20 protein-coding genes are annotated in these 21,220 nt (G+C 66.1%); 13 read left to right on the top strand and 7 right to left on the bottom strand.

Annotated features, from left to right (window positions below; translation table 11 throughout):
* The first annotated feature begins 9 nt into the window (after positions 1-9).
* Both O6Y00_RS04380 and O6Y00_RS04375 read left to right on the top strand, forming a co-directional pair.
* Positions 10-1,425 (top strand): sugar porter family MFS transporter, encoded by a 1,416-nt coding sequence (locus O6Y00_RS04380; RefSeq protein ID WP_435368580.1) that lies wholly within the window; start codon positions 10-12, stop codon positions 1,423-1,425.
* On the top strand, positions 1,425-2,276 hold the full coding sequence (locus tag O6Y00_RS04375) for an aldose 1-epimerase (RefSeq protein WP_353441366.1): 852 nt from the start codon (positions 1,425-1,427) through the stop codon (positions 2,274-2,276). Before O6Y00_RS04380 ends, O6Y00_RS04375 begins: the two co-directional genes overlap by 1 nt.
* Positions 2,277-2,309: 33 nt before the next feature.
* Here the strand turns inward: O6Y00_RS04375 and O6Y00_RS04370 are convergent, their stop codons facing one another.
* The 3 genes from O6Y00_RS04370 to O6Y00_RS04360 are packed head-to-tail and all read right to left on the bottom strand — an operon-like array spanning position 2,310 to position 4,883.
* A complete protein-coding gene (locus O6Y00_RS04370; protein WP_353441365.1) occupies positions 2,310-2,927 on the bottom strand; it encodes a Smr/MutS family protein in 618 nt (205 codons plus the stop codon).
* A complete protein-coding gene (gene mltA, locus O6Y00_RS04365; RefSeq protein WP_353441364.1) occupies positions 2,902-4,239 on the bottom strand; it encodes a murein transglycosylase A in 1,338 nt (445 codons plus the stop codon). Before mltA ends, O6Y00_RS04370 begins: the two co-directional genes overlap by 26 nt.
* Entirely contained in the window at positions 4,239-4,883 is a 645-nt protein-coding gene (locus O6Y00_RS04360; RefSeq protein ID WP_353441363.1) for a Tim44/TimA family putative adaptor protein, read from the bottom strand. Before O6Y00_RS04360 ends, mltA begins: the two co-directional genes overlap by 1 nt.
* A 179-nt stretch (positions 4,884-5,062) precedes the next feature.
* Here O6Y00_RS04360 and secB point away from each other — a divergent pair, with 179 nt between their 5' ends.
* Genes secB through trpS form a run of 3 tightly spaced genes read left to right on the top strand, consistent with a single transcriptional unit; the run spans position 5,063 to position 8,178 of the window.
* The gene (gene secB / locus O6Y00_RS04355; RefSeq protein ID WP_353441362.1) at positions 5,063-5,575 is read left to right on the top strand and encodes a protein-export chaperone SecB; all 513 of its coding nucleotides are present in this window, start codon (positions 5,063-5,065) and stop codon (positions 5,573-5,575) included.
* Positions 5,576-5,597: 22 nt separating this feature from the next.
* A complete protein-coding gene (gene murJ / locus O6Y00_RS04350; RefSeq protein WP_353441361.1) occupies positions 5,598-7,163 on the top strand; it encodes a murein biosynthesis integral membrane protein MurJ in 1,566 nt (521 codons plus the stop codon).
* Positions 7,164-7,173: 10 nt separating this feature from the next.
* Positions 7,174-8,178, top strand: coding sequence for a tryptophan--tRNA ligase (trpS, locus tag O6Y00_RS04345; RefSeq protein ID WP_353441360.1), 1,005 nt, complete (start codon positions 7,174-7,176; stop codon positions 8,176-8,178).
* A gap of 3 nt (positions 8,179-8,181) precedes the next feature.
* On the opposite strand, the gene O6Y00_RS04340 is transcribed toward trpS, so the two are convergent.
* From O6Y00_RS04340 to mutM, 4 genes are all read right to left on the bottom strand, one after another.
* A complete protein-coding gene (locus O6Y00_RS04340) occupies positions 8,182-9,903 on the bottom strand; it encodes a hypothetical protein (protein WP_353441359.1) in 1,722 nt (573 codons plus the stop codon).
* A 53-nt stretch (positions 9,904-9,956) separates the two neighbouring features.
* Positions 9,957-11,471, bottom strand: a complete 1,515-nt coding sequence (dnaA, locus tag O6Y00_RS04335) for a chromosomal replication initiator protein DnaA (RefSeq protein WP_353441358.1) — start codon at positions 11,469-11,471, stop codon at positions 9,957-9,959.
* Positions 11,472-11,908: 437 nt separating this feature from the next.
* On the bottom strand, positions 11,909-12,172 hold the full coding sequence (gene rpsT / locus O6Y00_RS04330) for a 30S ribosomal protein S20 (RefSeq protein ID WP_031394736.1): 264 nt from the start codon (positions 12,170-12,172) through the stop codon (positions 11,909-11,911).
* Positions 12,173-12,279: 107 nt separating this feature from the next.
* The gene (gene mutM / locus O6Y00_RS04325; protein WP_353441357.1) at positions 12,280-13,095 is read right to left on the bottom strand and encodes a bifunctional DNA-formamidopyrimidine glycosylase/DNA-(apurinic or apyrimidinic site) lyase; all 816 of its coding nucleotides are present in this window, start codon (positions 13,093-13,095) and stop codon (positions 12,280-12,282) included.
* Positions 13,096-13,151: 56 nt separating this feature from the next.
* Between mutM and O6Y00_RS04320 the strand changes: the two genes are divergently transcribed.
* From O6Y00_RS04320 to O6Y00_RS04285, 8 genes are all read left to right on the top strand, one after another.
* Positions 13,152-13,916: a class I SAM-dependent methyltransferase gene (locus O6Y00_RS04320; RefSeq protein WP_353441356.1), complete on the top strand. Its 765-nt coding sequence runs from the start codon at positions 13,152-13,154 to the stop codon at positions 13,914-13,916.
* Between the two features lie 292 nt (positions 13,917-14,208).
* Positions 14,209-15,744 (top strand): 2-polyprenylphenol 6-hydroxylase, encoded by a 1,536-nt coding sequence (gene ubiB, locus O6Y00_RS04315; protein WP_353441355.1) that lies wholly within the window; start codon positions 14,209-14,211, stop codon positions 15,742-15,744.
* Positions 15,745-15,775: 31 nt separating this feature from the next.
* On the top strand, positions 15,776-16,882 hold the full coding sequence (locus O6Y00_RS04310; protein WP_353441354.1) for a hypothetical protein: 1,107 nt from the start codon (positions 15,776-15,778) through the stop codon (positions 16,880-16,882).
* Positions 16,883-16,892: 10 nt separating this feature from the next.
* Positions 16,893-18,080, top strand: a complete 1,188-nt coding sequence (gene coaBC / locus O6Y00_RS04305) for a bifunctional phosphopantothenoylcysteine decarboxylase/phosphopantothenate--cysteine ligase CoaBC (protein ID WP_353441353.1) — start codon at positions 16,893-16,895, stop codon at positions 18,078-18,080.
* The gene (gene dut / locus O6Y00_RS04300; RefSeq protein WP_353441352.1) at positions 18,077-18,514 is read left to right on the top strand and encodes a dUTP diphosphatase; all 438 of its coding nucleotides are present in this window, start codon (positions 18,077-18,079) and stop codon (positions 18,512-18,514) included. The genes coaBC and dut overlap by 4 nt, the downstream gene beginning before the upstream one ends.
* Positions 18,511-18,948 carry a hypothetical protein gene (locus tag O6Y00_RS04295; RefSeq protein WP_353441351.1) on the top strand — a complete coding sequence of 146 codons (438 nt, stop codon included), beginning with the start codon at positions 18,511-18,513 and terminating at the stop codon, positions 18,946-18,948. Before dut ends, O6Y00_RS04295 begins: the two co-directional genes overlap by 4 nt.
* The gene (locus tag O6Y00_RS04290; protein WP_353441350.1) at positions 18,945-19,712 is read left to right on the top strand and encodes a HesA/MoeB/ThiF family protein; all 768 of its coding nucleotides are present in this window, start codon (positions 18,945-18,947) and stop codon (positions 19,710-19,712) included. Before O6Y00_RS04295 ends, O6Y00_RS04290 begins: the two co-directional genes overlap by 4 nt.
* A 215-nt stretch (positions 19,713-19,927) precedes the next feature.
* Positions 19,928-21,217 carry a sugar transferase gene (locus O6Y00_RS04285; RefSeq protein WP_353441349.1) on the top strand — a complete coding sequence of 430 codons (1,290 nt, stop codon included), beginning with the start codon at positions 19,928-19,930 and terminating at the stop codon, positions 21,215-21,217.
* Positions 21,218-21,220 lie beyond the last annotated feature (3 nt).

Below are 21,220 nucleotides of genomic sequence, written 5' to 3'. Positions count from 1 at the left end.
GGAAAACCAATGACCATTGCGGCAGATTCCGGCCAACATGTGAACCGAGCGCTCATCGCGATGATCGTCATCGTCGCGACGATCGGCGGGTTCATGTTCGGCTATGATTCGGGCGTCATCAACGGCACGCAGGCGGGGCTCGAAACGACCTTCGCGCTGTCGTCGCTCGGCACCGGCTTCACCGTCGGCGCGATCCTGATCGGCTCGTCGGTCGGCGCGTTCATGGCCGGCAGGCTCGCCGACAATCTCGGCCGCCGCAACGTGATGATGATCGCCGCGGTCCTTTTCATCGTCAGCGCGCTCGGCGCCGGTGCCGCCACCTCGGCGACGATGTTCGTGCTCGCACGCATCATCGGCGGGCTCGGCATCGGTGCCGCCAGCGTGCTCGCGCCGGTCTATATCTCTGAAGTCGTCCCCGCGAACGTCCGCGGACGGCTGTCGAGCGTGCAGCAGATCATGATCATCACCGGCCTGACGGGTGCGTTCGTCGCCAACTGGTATCTTGCCCGTATCGCCGGCTCGTCTACCGCGCCGTTCTGGCTCGACTACCCGGCATGGCGCTGGATGTTCTGGATGCAGGTCATCCCTGCCGCGATCTATCTCGTCACGCTGTTCCTGATTCCCGAAAGCCCGCGCTTCCTGGTTCTCAAGGGGCGCTACGACGAAGCGCAGGCCGTCCTCACGCGCCTGTTCGGCTCGGCCGAAGCCACGCGCAAAGTCGCTGAAATTCGCGGTTCGCTGTCGGCCGACGCACACCGCCCCAAGCTGTCCGACCTGATCGACAAGGCCAGCGGCAAGGTCCGCCCGATCGTCTGGACCGGCATAGGCCTGGCGATCTTCCAGCAGTTCGTCGGTATCAACATCGTGTTCTATTACGGCTCGGTGCTGTGGCAGTCGGTTGGCTTCAGCGAGAGTGACGCGCTGCTAATCAACATCCTGTCGGGCTCGCTGTCGATCGTCGCGTGCCTGCTCACCGTTGCGCTGGTCGACAAGGTCGGGCGCAAGCCGCTCCTGCTGATCGGGTCTGCGGGCATGACCGTCACGCTCGCGATCGTCGGCATCTGCTTTGCCAGCGGCGCGATCGTCGAGGGTTCGCTCCGCCTGTCCGACCAGAACGGACTGATCGCGCTGATCGCGGCCAATGCGTACGTCGTATTCTTCAACCTGAGCTGGGGTCCGATCATGTGGGTGATGCTCGGCGAGATGTTTCCCACGCAGATCCGCGGTTCGGGGCTCGCGGTCGCCGGTTTCGCGCAGTGGTTCGCCAACTTCGCGATCTCGGTCAGCTTCCCGACGATGGCGATCTCGCTTGGGCTGTCGCTCACCTATGGCTTCTACGCGCTGTCGGCGTTCGTCTCGTTCTTCTTCGTTTGGAAGATGGTCTCCGAGACGCGCGGTCGCGAGCTTGAGGATATGGAGGGCTGATGCTGCATCTTGAAGCCGGCGATTGGCGCCTGACACTCCAGCCGGAACTGGGGGGCACGATTGCCGCCTTGGCCTACCAGGGTCGCGACATCCTCCGTCCGACCCCGCCGGGCGCCACCAGCCCGCTGGAGACGGCAAGCTTCCCGCTCGTCCCCTACGCGAACCGGATCGCCGATGGCCGATTTACGGTCGACGGTATCGACTATCATATACCACTCAACATGTCGGACCAGGTTCACCCGCTCCACGGCCTCGGCTGGCTGAGCGGCTGGGCGGTCGAGGCTAGCGATCCCGTATCCGCGGTCCTCGTACACGTGCATGAAGGCGACGAGCGTTGGCCATGGGCATACCGGGCCGAACAGCATTTCACGCTCGAGGCAAACGGCTTGCGGGTGTCGTTGTCGGTCGAGAACCGCGATTCTAAGCCGATGCCTGCAGGATTGGGGTTCCACCCGTATTTCCCCGCGGACGGTACCACGCGCCTAACGTTCGACGCGCAATCGGTCTGGCTATCGACTGCAGACCTGTTGCCGACAAAGCAAGCATCGGCGGATCATTTTGCGGACTGGTCGACCGGCGCGGCGGTGGCGCGCGATACGCTGATCGACAACGCGTATGACGGCTGGAGCGGGACGGCGACGATCGAGACGGCGGACGACATAGTGCTGCTGGCAGGTGAAGGCACGCCGTATTTCCACGTGTTCATGCCGCCGGGCCTGGGCTTCTATTGCGCCGAACCGGTCAGCGACCTCACCAATGCGATCAACCGCGGCGCGCCGACGATGCTGGCACAGGGCGAGACACGCACGGTCGCCCTGTCGCTAACGATTGGTAGCGGCGAATCGCACTAACGGTCGTTTGGTTCCTGCTGTCCAGTCGAACGGCTAGCCATGTTCGCGGCCCCGGCGCAGGACGATGTAAAGCGCACCCTGTCCGCCATGACGCGGATGTGCGCCTCGTACCGCAGCGATGGCATCGGCGTGGCGCGAGCCTGCCAGCCAATCGGTCACCGCCGCGCGGATCGCGCCGCGTGCGTGCGGGCGCTCGCTTTCCGGGCGTGGTGGCTTGCCGGTCACCAGCAGCAGCACCCGGTCGCCGCGCGCGATCGCTCGACCAAGACCGACATCCAGCAACGCATGCGCCGAGGCCAGCGTGTGGCCGTGCAGGTCGATCGAGCTGTCGGGGATCACCGCACCGCGCACGAGCTTCTTGTCCCAACCGCCATCGAGCGTGTTCGCGGTGATCGATCTGGGCGTCGGTCGTGCCGCGACCGGCTTGGCGGACAGGGTGACGACGGTACGGATGATCGGCTTCACGCGCCCCATCGGCGCAGGCGGCGGCGGAACGACCTTGCCATTGGGTCCGATCAGCGGCTTGGGCGGCAATGGCATGGCTGTCGACCGCTCGGGGATACGCACGGACACCGCACGCATCGGCCGAACCGTCTGCATCACCCTGGCCCAAAGCAGGGCCTCGTCAGGGTTGAGCGGACGGCCCGCCATATCGCGCCCCATTCGCTTGATTGAGGCGCGCGACCGTGCCGATCGGCAGGAGGAGATACGCGGTACCACGACCCGCCATGCCGCCCGCCGTCGACTCCGCGGCAGGACCTGCCCCCCAGAACGTGTCGAAACGATTGCTGCCCTTGATTGCGCCGCCGGTATCCTGCGCGATCCACAGTCCGGTCGCGTCCTGCCGGTCGAGCGACAGGAAAACGGGGGCGCCGAGCGGCACGAACTTGACGTCCGCCGCAGCGCTCACCTGCCCTGTCACGGGCAGCCCGAGCGCGCCTAGCGGTGCGCCATCGAGTTCGCGGAAGAACACGAAGCTCTTGTTCTCGCGCATGATCGCCTGCCCTTCGGCAGGATGCGCGTGCAGCCAGGCGACGATCCCCTGCATCGAGGTCTGCCCCGGTGCCAGCAGGCCGCGGGATTTCATCAGCGCGCCGATCCCCGTGTAATCCCGCCCGTTCTGCGTCGCATAGCCGACCCGCAGGATCTCGCCGTCGGGCAAGCGGATACGCCCCGATCCCTGGATCTGGAGAAAGAACAGCTCGACCGGATCGCGTGCCCAGGCCAGGATCGGCGCATTGCCGGACAACGCACCCTGCTCGATCGCGGTCCGGTCGTAATAGGGGACAAGGTTGCTGCGATCGACGCGACCGCGGATCTTCTTCCCCTTCAAGGCGGTCGAGAAGGCGCCGAGATCGACGTCGATCAGATCGCTCGGCCGTCCGTAAATCGGCGCATAGCCATCGCGGCGTTCGAGCGAGCCAGCGATCTCGGGCTCGTAATAGCCGGTCGCGAAGGCCTTGCCGTCACCGATCTGCGCCGTCTCGAACCATTGCGCGAAGAACGCGCGGGCATCGCGGCGCTGCGTCGAACTCGCGGCGGTGCAAGCAGGCTGCCAATCCGAGCCGCGCGTCAGGCCCGAGGTGTCCGTCCGCCGGACAAGCGATGGGCAACTGGTGACGAACGCCGCAAACGCCGCCTGCGCCTGCGCATCGTCGATCGGCAGGCCCGATACCGCCGGACCTGCGATGACCCCGGCCTCGGCCGCGGTTGCGGGCTGAAGCGGCGGCGTCACCGGTGACGGGAGGAACGGCACGGCGCCGACCATCCGCGCCGGAGACTGGATGCCGCGGATGTTCGGAGATGCACCGGTGTCCCGCATCGGGTGAACGCGGACCGGCTCCGCAGGTCCGGATACGCCGGGGTCGCGGCCGACCGGTGCCTGCACTCCCCGCGGGGGCTCGACGCCGCCCACGCATGCGCTCAGCAACAGTGCGAGCCCTACCCCCCCAAGCTTACGCATCAGGCTTCGTCGGTGTCCGCAAGCTTCCAGTTCGGATCGCTGCTCTTGAGCGTCCGCGCAAACGTCCAGACGTCATGCGTCTCGACCGCATCGGTGAGCGAACCGGCAAGGACGTTGCCGTCCGCATCGCGTGTCACAGCAGCGATATCGGCGTCGAAGCGGACAGTGATGCGCGCGTCACGGCCCGACAGGCTCGCATCTGCGATCACCGCGCGCTCGATCGATACGAGCCGGTTGTCGAGTATTTCTCCCGCAGCGCTGCGTGCCTCGATCGCTTCGACGAACGCCGCGCGCACGTCATCGACAGCCAGTTCGGCAAGCGCCTGCTCGTCGCCCTTCCAGAACGCCTCGAGAACCATGCGATAGGCGGCTTGCGCACCTTCGAGGAAGCGGCCGACGTCGAATCCCGGTTCGCCCGCGACGATCGCGCGAAGTCCCGGTTCAGCCTTGGCCTCCATGTTGCGATTGGCGATTTCACGCGCGTCGGGCAGCGCTTCGACCGTGCGCGGCACGGCGACCGGCACGGGCCGTTCCTCGGCCGTGCGCGGCAGGGGCTGCTCGTGCCCCGTCCGCTTGCCGAGTACGCTGTAGAGCCGCATAGCCAGAAAGCCTGCGACCATCGCGAGAAGAACTACGTAAAACAACCGTGCCTCCGATCTTCGGGCCAACATAGGACAAACCGACGGGTATTCAAACCCGCGCCCGTTGAATCGCCCCCTCGGCACTGCTAGTCGCACCGCCTTGATCGAAACCAACGCGCAAGCGTGCTGCTTCGGTCCCGATATCACGCTACCTACCACACTTGCTCTCGAGGACACGACGAATGGATGACCAGGACAACGGCGTGACCACGCCCGACCAGCCGCTCGCGAACGGTGAAGACACCGTGCCGGCCGCCGGCCTCATCTCGCAGTACACCAAGGATCTGTCGTTCGAGAATCCGAACGCGCCGGCGGTATACCAGAACCAGACCCCACCCGCGATCGATGTCCAGTTCAACATCGGCGCGGCGCAGGTCGGCGACGAAGTGCACGAAGTGGTGCTGAAGATCGACGTCCGCGCCGAGACCGACGGGCAGGTCGCGTTCATCGTCGACCTTTCGTACGCCGGCCTTTTCGGGCTGCGCAACATTCCGGCCGAGCACGTCCAGCCGTTCCTGCTGGGCGAAGCGCCGCGCCTGCTGTTCCCGTTCGCACGCCGCGTTCTGTCGGATGCGGTGCGTGACGGTGGCTTCCCGCCGTTGCTGCTCGAGCCGATCGATTTCGGCCAGCTGTATCTGCAGCAGTCGGAACAGGCCGGCATCCAGCCGAACGTCGGCGATTTCGGTCAGGCCTGACATGGTTCCGGGGGCGCGATAGATGAACCTGGCGAAGGCCCTGGGATCGGTCGGAGGGCTGACGCTCGCCAGCCGGATCCTGGGGCTCGTGCGCGATTCTTTGTTCGCGCGCTTCGTCGGCGCGGGGTTCGCCTCCGACGCGTTCCTCATCGCGTTTCGCCTGCCCAACATGTTCCGCGCGCTGTTCGCGGAGGGTGCGTTCAGCGCGGCGTTCATCCCGATGTTCAATCGCAAAGTCGGCGCGAAGGACGGTAACGGCCTTCCCGACGGGATTGCGTTCGCGGAGGACGCACTATCGGTGTTGCTTCCGACGTTGCTGGTCATGACCGTGCTGCTCGAAGCGACGGCGTGGCCGGTGACATGGCTGCTGACCGGCGGGTTCAACGATATCGGCGCGGAGAAGTTCGCGTTCGCGGTGCATCTGTCGCGGATCACCCTGCCCTATCTGCTGCTGATCAGCCTCGTCTCGCTGCTCGGCGGCATCCTCAATTCACTCCACAAATTCTGGATCAACGCGGCGGCGCCGATCCTGTTGAACGCCACGCTGATCGCCGCCCTGCTGCTGTTTCACGAACACGAGCAGTTGCTGACCGCACGCAACCAGGCGATCGCCGTCACGGTATCGGGCGCGCTCCAGTTGCTGTGGCTGATCTATGCCTGTCGTGCGTCGGGGGTCAGGCTCCGTCTCAAGCGCCCGCAGCTCAATCCCGACGTGAAGCGGCTGATGTCGCTGATCTGGCCCGCCGCGGCAGGCGCCGGTGCGGTGCAGATCAATCTCGTCGTCTCGACCGCGCTCGCCGCCGCGCTGCTGCCGGCGGGATCGGTGTCGTACATCTATTTCGCGGACCGGCTGAACCAGCTCCCGCTCGGGCTGATCGGGATCGGCCTCGGCACCGTCCTGCTGCCGACGATCTCGCGCCAGCTCGGCCGTGGCGAGGATGCGGAGGCGATGGCGACGCAGAACCGCGGCATGGAACTCGCACTGTTCCTGACCCTTCCCGCAACGGTCGCGCTGATCGTGTGCGGCGGGCCGATCATCGCCGCGCTGTTCCAGCACGGCAAGTTCACCGCCGCGCAGACCCTGCCGACTGCACAGGCACTCGCCGCCTTCTCGATCGGACTGCCGTCTTACATTCTCGTGAAAGTACTGACGCCCGGGTATTACGCCCGCTCCGACACCAGGACGCCGGTCCGGTATGCGACGATGTCGATGGTCGTGAACCTCGTCCTCAATCTCGCCTTCATCAAGCCGCTGGGCCACATGGGACCGCCGCTTGCCACCGCGATCGCGAGCACGGTCAACGTTGCCATGCTCTATCGCACGCTCGTCCGCCGCGGCCACTTCGTCCCCGATGCTCGGCTGGTCCGGCGGACGTGGCGATTGCTGGTCGCGGCGCTGATCATGGGCGTCGTCATGTATTTCCTGAACGACCTGTTCCAGCCGTTCGTCACCGGCAGCAGCATCCAGCGTTGGGGCGCGATGCTGGTGCTGGTGGCGACCGGCGGGGTCGTCTATGCGATCGCGACGTTGCTCACCGGCGCATTCCGGCTGGGCGACATCTCCACGCTTCTGCGTCGTTCCAGATAAGGTAGTTTCAGTGCGCGTCGTCTCCGGCATCCAGCCTACCGGCAATCTCCATCTCGGCAATTATCTCGGTGCGATCCGGCAATGGGTGGCGTTGCAGGATTCGATGGCCGCGGGCGACGAGTGCCTGTTCTTCCTCGCCGATCTTCACGCGCTGACGGTTGCGATCGACCCCAAGGAACTGGCCGGCAACACCGTCGAGATGGCGGCGGTGCTGATCGCGTCCGGGATCGATCCCGATCGGTCGATCCTGTTCAACCAGGCGCGCGTCACCGCGCACAGCGAACTCGCCTGGATCCTGAACGGCACCGCGCGGGTCGGCTGGCTGAACCGGATGACGCAGTGGAAGGACAAGGCGGGCAAGAACCGCGAGGGTGCGAGCGTCGGGCTGTTCGCGTACCCGGTGCTGCAGGCCGCCGACGTGCTGCTCTACAACGCCACGCACGTACCGGTCGGCGAGGACCAGAAGCAGCATCTAGAACTGGCGCGCGACATCGCGACGAAGTTCAATGGTGATTTCGGCGTGGATCTGTTCACGCTGCCCTTGCCGCTCGTCAGCAAGGCCGCGCCGCGGATCATGTCGTTGCGCGACGGATCGGCCAAGATGTCAAAGTCGGACCCGTCCGATGCCTCTCGGATCAACCTGATCGATGGCGACGACGTGATCGTCCAGAAGCTCAAAAAGGCGAAGAGCGACGCGGACGTGTTGCCCGAAACCGTCGATGGACTTGCCGAGCGTCCCGAAGCCCGCAACCTCGTGACGATCTACGCCGCCCTCGCCGACCAGTCGGCCGAGAGCGTCCTCGGAGAATTTGCCGGCAAGGGCTTTGGTGCGTTCAAGCCGGCGCTGGCGGATATCGCGGTCGCGACGCTCGGGCCGATCCGCGACCGGATGACCGCATTGCTGGAAGACCGGGCGGCGATCGGCGCGGTCCTCGAGAACGGCGCGAGCCGGGCACGGGCGCTCGCGGCACCGACGCTCCGCGCGGCGCAGGCCGCGGTCGGGTTGCAGATCTGAGCCTTAGCCGATCGGTACCGGCCGGCCGCAATGCAGTCGTTCCATCAGCGCGCGGCCGGTGGCGATATGACGGGCGTACTTGCCTGCGTCGCCACCCGGCCTGATTCCCAGCGGTCGTGCCTGGACATGATCGAACACCATCACGCTGCGGGTCGCGCAAAGGTGGCGCAGGTCGCGAAGCGGAACGTAGCTCATGTCGAGCAGGATCGGCCGGGCGATCGGACCATCGACGCGCGCCAGATCCTCGATGAACGCACCGCCGCGTCCGTCGATCAGCACGATATCGGCGGGCGTGGTCCGCAACAGTCGATAGGCCGCCGCATAGGGGTGTAGAAACGCCTTCGAGACCGTCAATGCGAGCGGTGCCGTGAACAGCACCGCAAAGGCGCATCCTGCCCAGAGCAGCGCTGCGGGCATCGGTCGCCCGCGCTGCGCGGACAGCCGGATCCAGCCCCCCGCCGCCAACAGGCAGAAGCACGGGATCAGGCCGTGCAGATACCGATAGCCATAGCCGAGGCCCTGATACAGCATCAGCACGAGCCCGATCATGCACGACACGGCAAAGGCAGACGCGATGGTCGGCTTGCCCTCGTCGTCGTGCAACCCGCGCGCGCCGGCGAACGCGAGCGGCAACACCAGGATATTCTGCCACGCGGCGAACCGCGCCAGGCTGCTCATCGGCTGGAGATCGCCGATCCGATCGGCGAATTTCTGGATCAGTCCGTTGGACGGCACGCCGGGCTTCAGCAATACCGTCGGCGGGCCGAGCGCCCAGTTCAGCAGGACTCGTGCATACAGGACGTCCCAGACCACCAGATATCCCAGGCACGCGCCGGCGTAGAGCAGCGCTGTCCGCCGCCGTCCGCTGACCCAGTCCCAGACGATGAACCCCGTCACGAACAGGATGTGGACCTGGATCTGGTGCAGGCCGGCCGCCAGCAGCCCGATCGCGATCGCAGTAGCGTGGCCAATCGGATCGCGCCGGAGATAGAACACCAGCCACGCCGCGTTCAGCGCGAAATGCGCGGTCATCGCGAATGGCGTCATCGCGGTCGCGAACACCTGCGTCGAGGTCAACACGAGCACGATCGCGACGATCGCGGCATCGGGACGATCGGGCCAGATCTTTCGTGCCGACATCCAGAGCGCCGCACAGCCGCCGCCCAGCAGAAGCGGTCCCGCGAGGAAGCGATCCCCGAGCAACCCCGCCCCGGCCCGCAACAGCGAGTTGATGGGCAGATATCCCGACAGCCAGATCCCGTTCGTCGTCCGGCCACCCGCCCAAGGCATCATCGCGTCGCCCAGCGTGTTCATGCCCGGCGGAATCGCCCTCGCGAGATGGCCGTGCTGGAGATAGTCGGCCGCGAATTCCGCCATCGCCTCGTCGCGCGATAAGGCATAATGTTCGGTGACGACGAACGAGCCGGCATAGGCGAGCAGCGCGACCAGCACGATCGCCCCTGCCAGATACCGGGCACCCGACGTCCCGAACGCCAGCGGCCGTTCGCCGAAGTCGAGCCGCGAGAGAATGCAGAGCATCAACCCGCCCGCGCCCAGCAACCAGAGGTCCTGGTGGAAGAAATAATAGTCGATCAGCGTGTTAGGCACGGTCCGCGGGATCGTGATCGCGGCGACCGCGCAGAGCAGCAGCGCCGCGATCCCCGATCGCAACAGCAAGGACGGGACCGGATCGGCGTGGGGTACGCCCGAGCTAAGCGACAACATGCGCATCTTCATCGTCGCACGTCGTTAAGATCGCGTTAGCCAAGCGGGTGGGCTCAGCCCTCGAGTTCCCGCATCAGGACGCGCACGGCGGCGTCGATATCGCGGTCCGAGTCGCGCAGTTCCTCGATCTTCCGCACCGCATGGATCACCGTCGAGTGATCGCGTCCGCCGAATTTCCGCCCGATCTCGGGCAACGACCGCGTCGTCAGCCGCTTGGCGAGGTACATCGCGATCTGGCGGGGCCGTGCGACCGCGCGCGCCCGCCGCGCCGAGATGAGATCGAGCGGCTTCAGTTCGAAATGCGCGGAGACGAGCTTCTGGATCTCGTCGATCGTCACGCGCTTCTGTGCACCGCGGAGGACTTCGCCGAGCGTCGCGACGGCGAAGTCGAGGTCGATCGTGTCGCCGGTCAGCTGCGCATATGCGACGACGCGATTGAGCGCGCCTTCCAGCTCGCGGATGTTCGCATGGATGCGCGCGGCAAGCAGGTCGAGCACGTCGGTCGGCACGCGCATGTCGGGCAGGTCGACGAGTTTTCGGTCGAGGATCGTCCGGCGCAGCGTCAGGTCAGGCGCCTTGATGTCCGCAACCAGGCCGACCGACATGCGGCTGACGATCCGCGCTTCGACGCCTTCCAGCGCCTGCGGGCAGCGGTCGGCGGAGATCACCAGCCGCTTGCCGGCCGCCATGATCTCGTTGACCGTGTGGAAGAATTCCTCCTGCGTCGCATCCTTGCCGGCGATGAACTGGAGATCGTCGATCAGCAGCAGGTCGGCACCGCGCAGGCGCTGCTTAAAGGCATGCGTATCGCGCGCGCGCATCGACGCGACGAAGTCGTACATGAACCGCTCGGCGGACATGCACAGCACGATCGCGTTCGGGTTATGCTCGAGGAACGCGTGACCGATCGCGTGCATGAGGTGGGTCTTGCCCTGCCCCGTGCCGCTATGGAGGAACAACGGGCTAAACCGGACCGGACCCGGCTCGGCAAGCACCTTGGCCGCGTTGAACGCGACCTTGTTCGACGGATCGACGACGAATCGCGCAAACGTATAGCGCGGATCGAGCGGCGGCCGCTCGGCCGGCACGCCGACCGGCGCGGAGGCCACGACAGGCGCCGGTGCCGGCTTCAGCGACGGATCGACACCGAACTTCATCGAAACCTGCGCAGGCTCGGCGACCGGCTTTGGAGCCGGCTTGGCCTCGACCGGCACCGGATCGGCGACGGGCTTGGCCGGAGTGGCATCGGCCACCGGTTCGATCGCCAGCACGACGGGTGCGCGACCCGGCGCCCGGGTCTCGATCTGGACGGTGCGGACGTTGGGCAGGATCTGCTTGAATTCGAGCACCAGCCGGTCGGCGTAGTGATTGCGGACCCAGTTCGTCATGAACGCCGACGGCAGCGCGAGCCGGATCGTGTCGCGGTCCTCGCCGGGGATCAGTTCGATCGGCCTCAGCCACTGCTCGAACAGCCGCGCGCCGGCCGACTCGCGCAAGGATGCACGAACGCGAGCCCAGGCCTTTTCGGCCTCGCTCGCATGCGTCACAGATCCTTGCCACTTCGTCACGCGCACACTTCTCCGACCCCGCGAGATTGCTCGCGCGGGTGATATAGCTCCGACAGAAAATGGTCCCCCTGACGACCCCAAGGGTCGTCCGGCATCTTCGCCCTGTTTGTTGATGCAGCGGTGGAAACCACCGTCGCTGTGAGCCCTGTTATGAAGCGATCGGCGATCCGAGCAAGGCCCCGAGACGTCACATTTTCGAAATAAAGCGGGTTGACTTGAACAAGCCGCGGAAATGCGTCGATATTTTTATAAGTCGCTGTCTTTACGCATTTTTTGCAAATGCTGCAGTCTGCTGACGTGAATCACGGTCGCTCGAATCGTGGCGAATCCTAGGGTTATGTGGACTCCACCCCAGTTCCCTTCGCACACGCAAAAAACCCGCCGGAGAAACCCCGGCGGGTGATCTACTCGACAATGCCAGTGTCGTGATCGGTCGCTCAGGCGAGCCCGGTCACGGCCTTGGTCAGACGCGCGAACTTGCGGCTCGCGGTATTCTTGTGCAGCACGCCCTTGGCGACGCCACGCTGCAGCTCAGGCTGTGCGGCCGCAAGTGCGGTGGTCGCTGCGCCCTTGTCGCCCGAAGCCAGTGCGGCCTCGACCTTCTTGATGAACGTACGGATACGGCCGACGCGGTTGCCGTTCACTTCCGCGCGACGGTCGTTGCGACGGATACGCTTTTTCGCCTGCGGCGTGTTCGCCATGAAGCCCTCTGGATGTTCGAATGAATAAAAAGGGGCGCCGGATTGCTCCTACGCCCTCTCGAAGCCGCGGCCCTACTCACTTTGTCCTGGCCCGTCAACTGATAGGCTCAACCGCGTTGGCACTTCGGACACCAGAACGTCGAGCGCCCGCCCTCCGTCCGCCGCTTCACGGTAGCACCGCATTCGCACGCCTCGCCTTCGCGCCCATAAACGCGCCATTGCTTCGAGAAATAGCCGAGCTCGCCGTCGGGCCGCACGTAATCGCGCAGCGACGATCCGCCGGCCAGGATCGCGGCGGTCAGCACCGTCCGAATCGCCTCGACGAGTCGCTCGAGTCGAAACAGCGAGATCCGCCCCGCCGCGCGTGACGGCGCGATCTTCGCCATGTGCAGCGCTTCGCACACATAGATATTGCCGAGCCCCGCGACGATTCGCTGATCGAGCAGCATCGCCTTGATCGACGCCCCTCGCCCTTCGAGCGCCTCGAGCAGATGCGCCGCCGTCAGGTCCGGCCCGAGCGGCTCCGGCCCCATGCTGAGGAACGGCGGGTAACTGGTGATGTCCTCGGTCGCCCAAAGATCGAGAAAGCCGAATCGCCGCGGATCGTTGAGCGCGACCGTGCGGCCCGCCTCGGTGCCGATCAGCAGATGATCGTGCGCGAGCAGTTCGCTCGGATCGACTCGCCAGCGACCCGACATGCCGAGATGGAAGACGAGCGTGTCGCCGCGATCGGTATCGATCAGCCCGTATTTCGCGCGCCGTCCCAGATGCGTAACGGTCGCCCCCGTCATCCGCTGGCGCAGGTCGACCGGGATCGCTTTGCGCAGGTCGGCACGGCGCGGCTCGACCGAGGTCAGGCGCTGGCCCTTCAGCACGGGCTCCAGCCCGCGCACGGTGGTTTCGACTTCTGGTAATTCTGGCACGGTGTGCAGCTAGGTTGCGTTTGCTCGCGCCACAAGGCGCGGCTAGAGCGCAGGATATGAACGACTTGATCGCGCCCGCGCCCGCACTCACGCCCGATACCGTCTCCTTCGGCTACGAAGACATCCCCGCCACCGAGAAGACCGCCCGCGTCGGCGGCGTCTTCTCGAACGTCGCAGGGAAATACGACCTGATGAACGATGCGATGTCGGGCGGCATGCACCGGCTGTGGAAGGACCGCTTCGTTCGCCGCGTGAAACCGCGCGACGGCGAGCAGATCCTCGACATGGCCGGCGGCACGGGCGACATCGCATTCCGCATGGAGCCGTCGGGCGCGTCGATCACGGTCGCCGACATCAACCCGCAGATGCTTGAAGTCGGCATGCAGCGCGCGCAGAAGCGCGGCGTCGACGGCCTCGTCTGGACCGAAGCCAACGCGGAAACGCTGACCTTCCCCGACAAGTTCTTCGACGCCTACACGATCGCGTTCGGCATCCGTAACGTGACGGATATCCCCAAGGCTCTACGTGAGGCGCACCGCGTCCTGCGCCGCGGCGGTCGCTTCTACTGCCTCGAATTCTCGACCACCGTCTGGCCAGGGTTCGCCGAGGTATACGACGCCTATTCGCACAAGATGGTCCCGAAGCTCGGCCAGCTTCTTGCGCAGGACGCGGACAGCTATCGCTACCTGATCGAATCGATCCGCCGCTTCCCGGACATGCCCAAGTTCAAGGGCATGATCGCAGACGCCGGCTTCGTGCAGACGAAGGTCGAGCCGCTGCTGGGCGGACTCGTCGCGATCCACAGCGGGTGGAAGATCTAGTGATCACGCGAAGGCGCGAAGGCGCGAAGAGTGGTTCACGCGGAGACGCGGAGACGCGGAGAGTAAGTGGGCGCGACGGCGCCGGGTCTTGTGCGCGTCAGCGCTTTGCTAGCCATTCGTCCATCATGAAAAGCCGCATCCGCGGCGACGCCAAACACGTCTGCGTCTCCGCGTCTCCGCGCGAACCAGCTCTACCTTCTCTCTGCGTCTCCGCGTGCCCGCGTGAACAAATCTCTCTTCGCGCCTTCGCGCCTCCGCGTGAACAAAGTCCTTCTCACGGTGCTTTCGCCCAGTGACCGCGTCCACCACTCACATCTGGCGGCTTCTTAAATGGGGTAGAATCCTCGCTCGCCACGGCGCGCTGCGAGGCATCGAGCGCGACCCGAATACGCCCGCCGCCGTCCGCCGCCTTGCGAGGATCGCACGGTTCGGGGCGCGGGTGCCGGCGGTGCCGCGCTATGCGGATGCCTTCCAGGCGATCGGGCCCGCGGCGATCAAGCTCGGACAGACGCTCGCCACGCGGCCGGATCTCGTTGGCGAGGACGCCGCGCATGACCTGCTAAGGTTGCAGGATCAGCTCTCCCCCGTCCCGTACGCGACGATCGAAGCGGCGATGCTGGCGAGCTTCGGCAAGCCGCTGGAGACGTTGTTCTCACACATCGAACCAATACCGGTCGGGGCGGCGTCGATCGCGCAGGTCCACCGCGCGGTCACCACCGACGGCCGGCAGGTCGCGGTCAAGGTTCTCCGCCCCGGCGTCGATGACGATTTCGCGCGCGCGATCGACACGTACAGCTGGGCCGCCGCGCAACTCGAGGCGCTCAGCCCCGAAGCGATGCGCCTGCGCCCGCGCCTGACGATCGAGACGTTCAAGCGCTGGACTCTCCGCGAACTCAACTTCCGCCGCGAAGCCGCGTCCGCCTCCGAACTCGCCGAAGGCATGACCGCCGAGGCCGACTTCGTCATTCCCGCGATCGACTGGGCGCGGTCTACCAACAAGGTCATGACGATCGAGTGGATCGACGGCATCAAGCTGTCGAACCGCCCTGCGCTGGTCGACGCCGGCTACGACCTGCCCGCGCTCGCGCAGACGCTGGTCCGCGCGTTCCTGCGCCAGGCGATCGCCGATGGGTTCTTCCACGCCGACATGCACCAGGGAAACCTGTTCGCACTCCCCGGCAACCGCATCGCCGCGATCGACTTCGGCATCATGGGCCGGATCGACCGACGCGCGCGGGTCTGGCTTGCCGAGATCCTCTACGGCCTGATCACCGGTAATTATAAGCGCGTCGCCGAGATCCATTTCGAGGCAGGCTACGTCCCCGCACACCACGACGTCGCCGAGTTCGCCACCGCGCTGCGTGCGGTCGGCGAGCCGATGCGCGGGCTGCCGGTCAAGGACATGTCGATCGGCATGATGCTCGACAGCCTGTTCTCGATCACGCGCGATTTCGACATGGTGACGCAGCCGCATCTGCTGCTGCTGCAGAAGACGATGGTGATGGTCGAGGGCGTCGCGACCAGCCTCAACCCCGACATCAACCTGTGGGAGGCGGCCGAGCCGTTCGTCCGCGACTGGATCCGCGGCGAGCTTGGGCCGGAGGCGATGATCGCCGACCGCCTGATCGAGGATTTCCGCACGCTGACCCGGCTCCCCGAACTGGTCCGCCGGATCGAGGCGCATTACCCCGCCCCCGGTGGTGCTCCGCCGACGATGCCGTTGCGCGAGATCGAGATCGTCCGGATCGGTGGGAGCTGGCGCTATGCGATCGTCGCGCTGGCCTCCGCGCTGGCCAGCATCGCCGCGACCGTGCTGTTCCTGCGATGATACTCGCACAGCATTGTCGTCGGATCGGACGATGCGCCGTCCGGTAGCGCCTTTGTGGCTGGCACGGCCATCGCGTTTTGCAACGGTATCGCAACCGGTCGCAAGGGCGGTGCTCGCGCTGCTCGTCGTGCTGGTGATGCTCACGTGGCTGGCGCTCGCGCCGACGCCGGTGGAGTCGAGTGTCGGCGGCGGCGCCGACCACGGAACCGACATGGGTCTCTACGCGGCGATCGTCGAGGGCGTCCGGCATGGCGGCGACTATTACACCGTGGCCGCCGATGCGATGCGCGCAGGCAATTATCCGTTGAGGCCGTTCGTCACGATGCGCCTGCCGACGCTGGCCGTCGTCGCAGCCAGTCTGCCGTCGATCGCGCTGTCGGGCATGCTGTACCTGCTGGCGCTGGCGACGATGATCGCCTGGTATCGACGGTTGCGGCCCGCGCTGAGCCGAGCCGCGCTGGCGATCGCGATGATCCTGCTGCTCGGCGGCATGGTCGCGTTCCTCCAGACGGGGTTGGTGCTGTTCCACGAGATATGGGCCGGGCTGTTCGTCGCTCTGTCGCTGGCACTGCGTCGACCCGGCAGATGGCTCGAATCAGTCGCGTTCGGCCTTGCCGCGGTGCTGGTTCGCGAGACCGCGGTGCCCTATCTCGCGCTGATGGCGGTCTTCGCCTTCGCCGAGGGGAGCCGCAGGGAAGCGATGGCATGGCTCGCGTCGCTCGTCGTCATCGCCGTCGTTCTGACGCTGCACGCGCACGCCGTCGCGCTGGCCGTGCGCCCGCTCGATCCGCAATCGCCGGGCTGGGCCGGCTTGCTGGGGATCGGGTTCGTCGTACGCGCGATCATCAGCGCCACCGCGCTCAGCCTGTTCCCTCTCGCGTTCGCCGCGCCGCTGGCCGGGATCGCGCTGTTCGGCTGGACGGCGTGGCACGATCCGCTCGCGCTGCGCCTGTCGGCGCTACTCGCCGGCTATACCATCCTGCTCGGTCTTTTCGGGCGGCTCGACACCTTCTACTGGGTGCTGCTCGTCGCCCCGCTCTGGCTGGTCGGACTGGTCTTCGCGGTGGACGGCGTGCGCGATCTGGTGCGGGCGGCGCACGATGGGCGACGCATTACGGTCAGGCGCATAATACGGTAGAGGCGGTGGCATGAAGCGCATCCTCCTCATCGTCGGTGGCGGTATCGCCGCGTACAAGGCCGCCGAACTCATCCGCCTGCTGAAGGGCCGCGGGCATACGGTACGGTGCGTCCTCACCGACGCCGGCCAGCATTTCGTGACCCCGATGACGCTCGCCGCGCTTAGCGAAGACAAGGTCTATACGACCTTGTGGGACCTGAAGGACGAGGCCGAGATGGGGCATATCCAGCTCAGTCGCCAGGCAGACCTGATCGTCGTCGCGCCCGCCACCGCCGACCTGATGGCACGCATGGTAGCCGGGTTGGCGAACGACCTCGCCACGACGTTGCTGCTCGCGACCGACACGCCGGTGCTGGTGGCGCCCGCGATGAACGTCCGGATGTGGAGCCATGCCGCGACCGTCCGCAACGTCGCGCAGCTTCGCGCCGACGGCGTGACGGTGATGCAGCCGGACGAGGGCGCGATGGCGTGCGGCGAATACGGCCCCGGCCGTTTGCCCGAGCCTTCCGCGATCCTCGCCGCGATCGAGGCGATGCTCGCCCCCGCCCAGAATAAAAGGCTCGCGGGACTTCATATCCTGGTCACCGCGGGCCCTACGCATGAGCCGATCGACCCAGTCCGCTACATCGCCAATCGCTCGTCGGGCAAACAGGGCTTCGCGATCGCCGCAGCGCTGGCACGGCTCGGCGCACGCGTGACGCTTGTAGCCGGTCCCGTGACGCTGCCGACCCCGCCAGCGGTCGACCGGATCGACGTCGAGACCGCGCGAGAGATGGCTGACGCGGTGGACCGCGCGCTGCCCGCAGACGCCGCGGTCATGGTCGCCGCCGTGGCAGACTGGCACGTCGAACCCGCTTCCCAGAAGATCAAGAAGGGTGACGCGACGCGCACGCTGGCTCTCGCGGAAAATCCCGACATTCTCGCGACTTTGGCGCGCAGCCCGTACCGACCCCGCCTGTTGATCGGGTTCGCCGCCGAAACCGAGCGCGTGCTCGAACATGCGACCGCCAAGCGAATTCGCAAGGCGGCCGACTGGATCGTCGCCAACGATGTATCGGGCGACGTGATGGGCAGCGCGACCAACACGGTCCACGTCGTCACCGCCGCAGGCGTCGAAAGTTGGGAGCGGCTGCCGAAGGACGATGTCGCCGCGCGACTGGCGGACCGCATCGCCGATGCGCTAGAACGCACGCCATGATCCGTATCGAACTCACGCGCTTGCCTCACGGCGAAGGTCTTCCCCTGCCCGCCTATGCGAGCGCGGGGGCGGCCGGCATGGACGTCGTCGCGGCCGAGGCGATCACGCTTGCGCCGGGCGACCGCGCCGCCGTTGCCACCGGCTTCGCGATCGCGATTCCCGACGGCCACGAGGTGCAGGTCCGCCCGCGGTCTGGCCTCGCGCTGAAATACGGCGTCACCTGCCTCAACACGCCCGGCACGATCGACAGCGATTATCGTGGCGAGGTGAAGATCATCCTCGCCAATCTCGGCCGCGAGCCTTTCGACATCGCGCGCGGCGATCGGATCGCGCAGTTGGTGCCTGCCGTCGTTTTGCGCGCGACCTTGGACGAAGTCGCAATCTTGGACGAGACGGTCCGCGGCGTCGGTGGCTTCGGGTCGACCGGCCGATGATCGCGGCACTCGCCCTGATGCTGCAGGTCGCGACGGTGCCGGTCGCTCCGCCGCCCGTCCCGGCGACCGTGACGCCACCTGCAAAAACCGGGTTGCCACCGCAGGACTGGAGCAATCTGCCGATCCTGCGTGTCCGCCGTCCGGCGACGATGCTGGCGAACACCTCCGCCTATGTTCACGGCGAAGTCCTTGCGGGACGATGCGCGAAAGCGGTCCGCACCCCGCAGGGCTGGACGCTGACCGTCGACCTCGCCGTCCTGACGACGCCCGAAGGCCGCATCCGCCGGGTGACGCCCCGCGCGATCGATTGCCCGACCGTCGAGCAATATGCCGCAGGCGTGATCCTGGGCACGGCACGCGATACGATCGACGTAAGTGATGCCGAGGTTGAATCCTGGTATCGGACCAGTCTCACATTCGCGTGGGGAGCATGACGCTCTCCGACGACGAACTGGCGCGCTATGCTCGCCATATCGTACTCAAGGAATTCGGCGGCAGGGGCCAGGGACGATTGAAGGCGGCGACCGTCGCGACCGTCGGCGCGGGCGGGATCGGCTCGCCGGCGATCCAGTATCTCGGCGCCGCCGGCATCGGTCGACTGATCCTGATTGACGACGACAGGGTCGAGCCCTCCAACCTTCAGCGCCAGACGATCTTTACGACCGCAGATACGGGCATCGCCAAGGTCGAGGCGGCTGCAGCGGCAGTCCGGCGGATTAATCCTCATGTCACCGTCGATGCGCACCGTGTCCGCATCGATGCCGAAAACGTGGCGGCCTTGCTGGACGGTGCCGACGTCGTGCTCGACGGCTGCGACAATTTCGCGACACGGTTCCTGGTCGCGGACGCTGCGCATGCCCGGCAGATCCCCTTGGTCTCGGCGGCGGTGGGCCAGTTCGAAGGCCAACTCGCAACCTATCGCGGATGGGAGCCCGACAAGCCGTGCTATCGTTGCTTCGTCGGCGAAGATCCGGCGCGCGCCGAAACGAGTTGCGCGGAGGACGGCGTGCTCGGTCCCGTCACAGGCGTACTCGGCAGCCTTGCAGCCCTGGAGGTATTGCGCGCGGTAGCGCCGTTTGGTGACGATCCCGCCGGCAAGCTGCTGCTGGTCGACCTCCTCGCGCTACGGTTTAGAACGATCCGCCTGCCGAAGGATCCCGGCTGCCGCGCCTGCAACGCCAGTGCGCCTCCGGAATAGGTTCGATCCAGTGGTAAATGGTTATTGTTCTGCTATGTAATCCGCTCTGAATAGCCCCTTATGTCAGGGGGAAAGTGTATGCGTCCGGAATGCCTATGAACGTGAAATTGGGTCGAGAGGATTTGGCATCGGCCAACACAGCTGGTTCCAGGTCGAAGCCGCGTTCGTGGCAGCCGAGCTCTTCGACGCTCCGGATCCGGCTGTTCATCGGCCTTATGGCGATGGATGCCGGCTGTATCGTGATCAGCTATTTCGCCGCTGCGGGCATGCGCGGGACGTTCTTTTCCGACACGAACTGGCCATTTATTCTGGGCGCCCTCGTACCGGCGTTCCTGCTCACCGCGTTGAACAACGAAAGCTACGCGACGGCGAACCTCGAGGATCCGTTCCGGTCGGTGGCGAAGGGTCTGCAGGCCTATATGCTGGCGATCTCGACGGTGATCTTCATCGCCTTCTGCCTGAAGGCGAGCACGACGTTCCCGCGGCTGGTGGTCGCGATCGGGTCGGGCTTCGCGGTCGTCCTGCTGGCGCTCGGGCGGTATATGTTCGTCCGCCACATGAAGACGATCATTGGCGGCAACCCGTTCAGCATCATTCTGCTGTACGACGCCGACCAGCCCGTGCCGGACGGCGATTTCTCGGTGGTCATCGCCTCGGACGCCTATTTCAATCCCGATGTGCATGATCCCGTCATGTACGACCGGCTGGCGCAATCGCTGGCGGGCGCCGACCGCGTCGTCGTCGCCTGCAGCCCGGAGCGACGCGTCGCCTGGGCGCAGGCGCTCAAGGGCGCCAACATCCAGAGCGAGATCTTCATGCCCGAGCTGAACGCGCTCGCGCCACTCGGGATCAGCACGCACGGCACGGTTCCCACAATCATCGTCGCCGCGGGGCCGCTCGCGCTGTTCGATCGCTTCCTGAAACGCAGCTTCGACATCGCGATGGCGGCGGGCGCGCTGCTCGTTCTGGCACCCGTGCTGGCGGTGATCGCGATCCTCGTGAAGCTCGACTCATCGGGGCCGGTATTCTTCAAGCAGGTCCGCATCGGCCGCGGCAACCAGATGTTCCGGATGATGAAATTCCGCAGCATGCGGACCGAGCGCAGCGACGGCGCGGGCGAACGCTCGACCGCGCGCGACGACGACCGCGTTACCCGCGTCGGCAAGATCATTCGCAGCACCAGCATCGACGAACTGCCGCAGCTCCTGAACGTGCTGCGCGGCGACATGAGCATCGTCGGGCCGCGCCCGCACGCGCTGGGCTCTCGCGCTGCCGACAAGCTGTTCTGGGAAGTCGACGAACGCTACTGGCATCGTCACGCCGCCAAGCCCGGCCTGACCGGGCTCGCGCAGGTCCGCGGCTATCGCGGCGCGACGATGTTCGAGGACGACCTGCGCAACAGGTTGCAGGCCGATCTCGAATATCTCGAACATTGGTCGATCTGGCGCGACGTGAAGATCATCGTCCTCACCTTCCGTGTCCTGCTGCACCGGAACGCCTTCTGACGT

This window comes from Sphingomonas faeni (genome assembly GCF_040407565.1).
Lineage (GTDB): Bacteria > Pseudomonadota > Alphaproteobacteria > Sphingomonadales > Sphingomonadaceae > Sphingomonas > Sphingomonas faeni_F.
The sequence above is the reverse complement of the archived record's forward strand: the minus strand, read 5'-3'. Positions and strand labels throughout refer to the sequence as shown.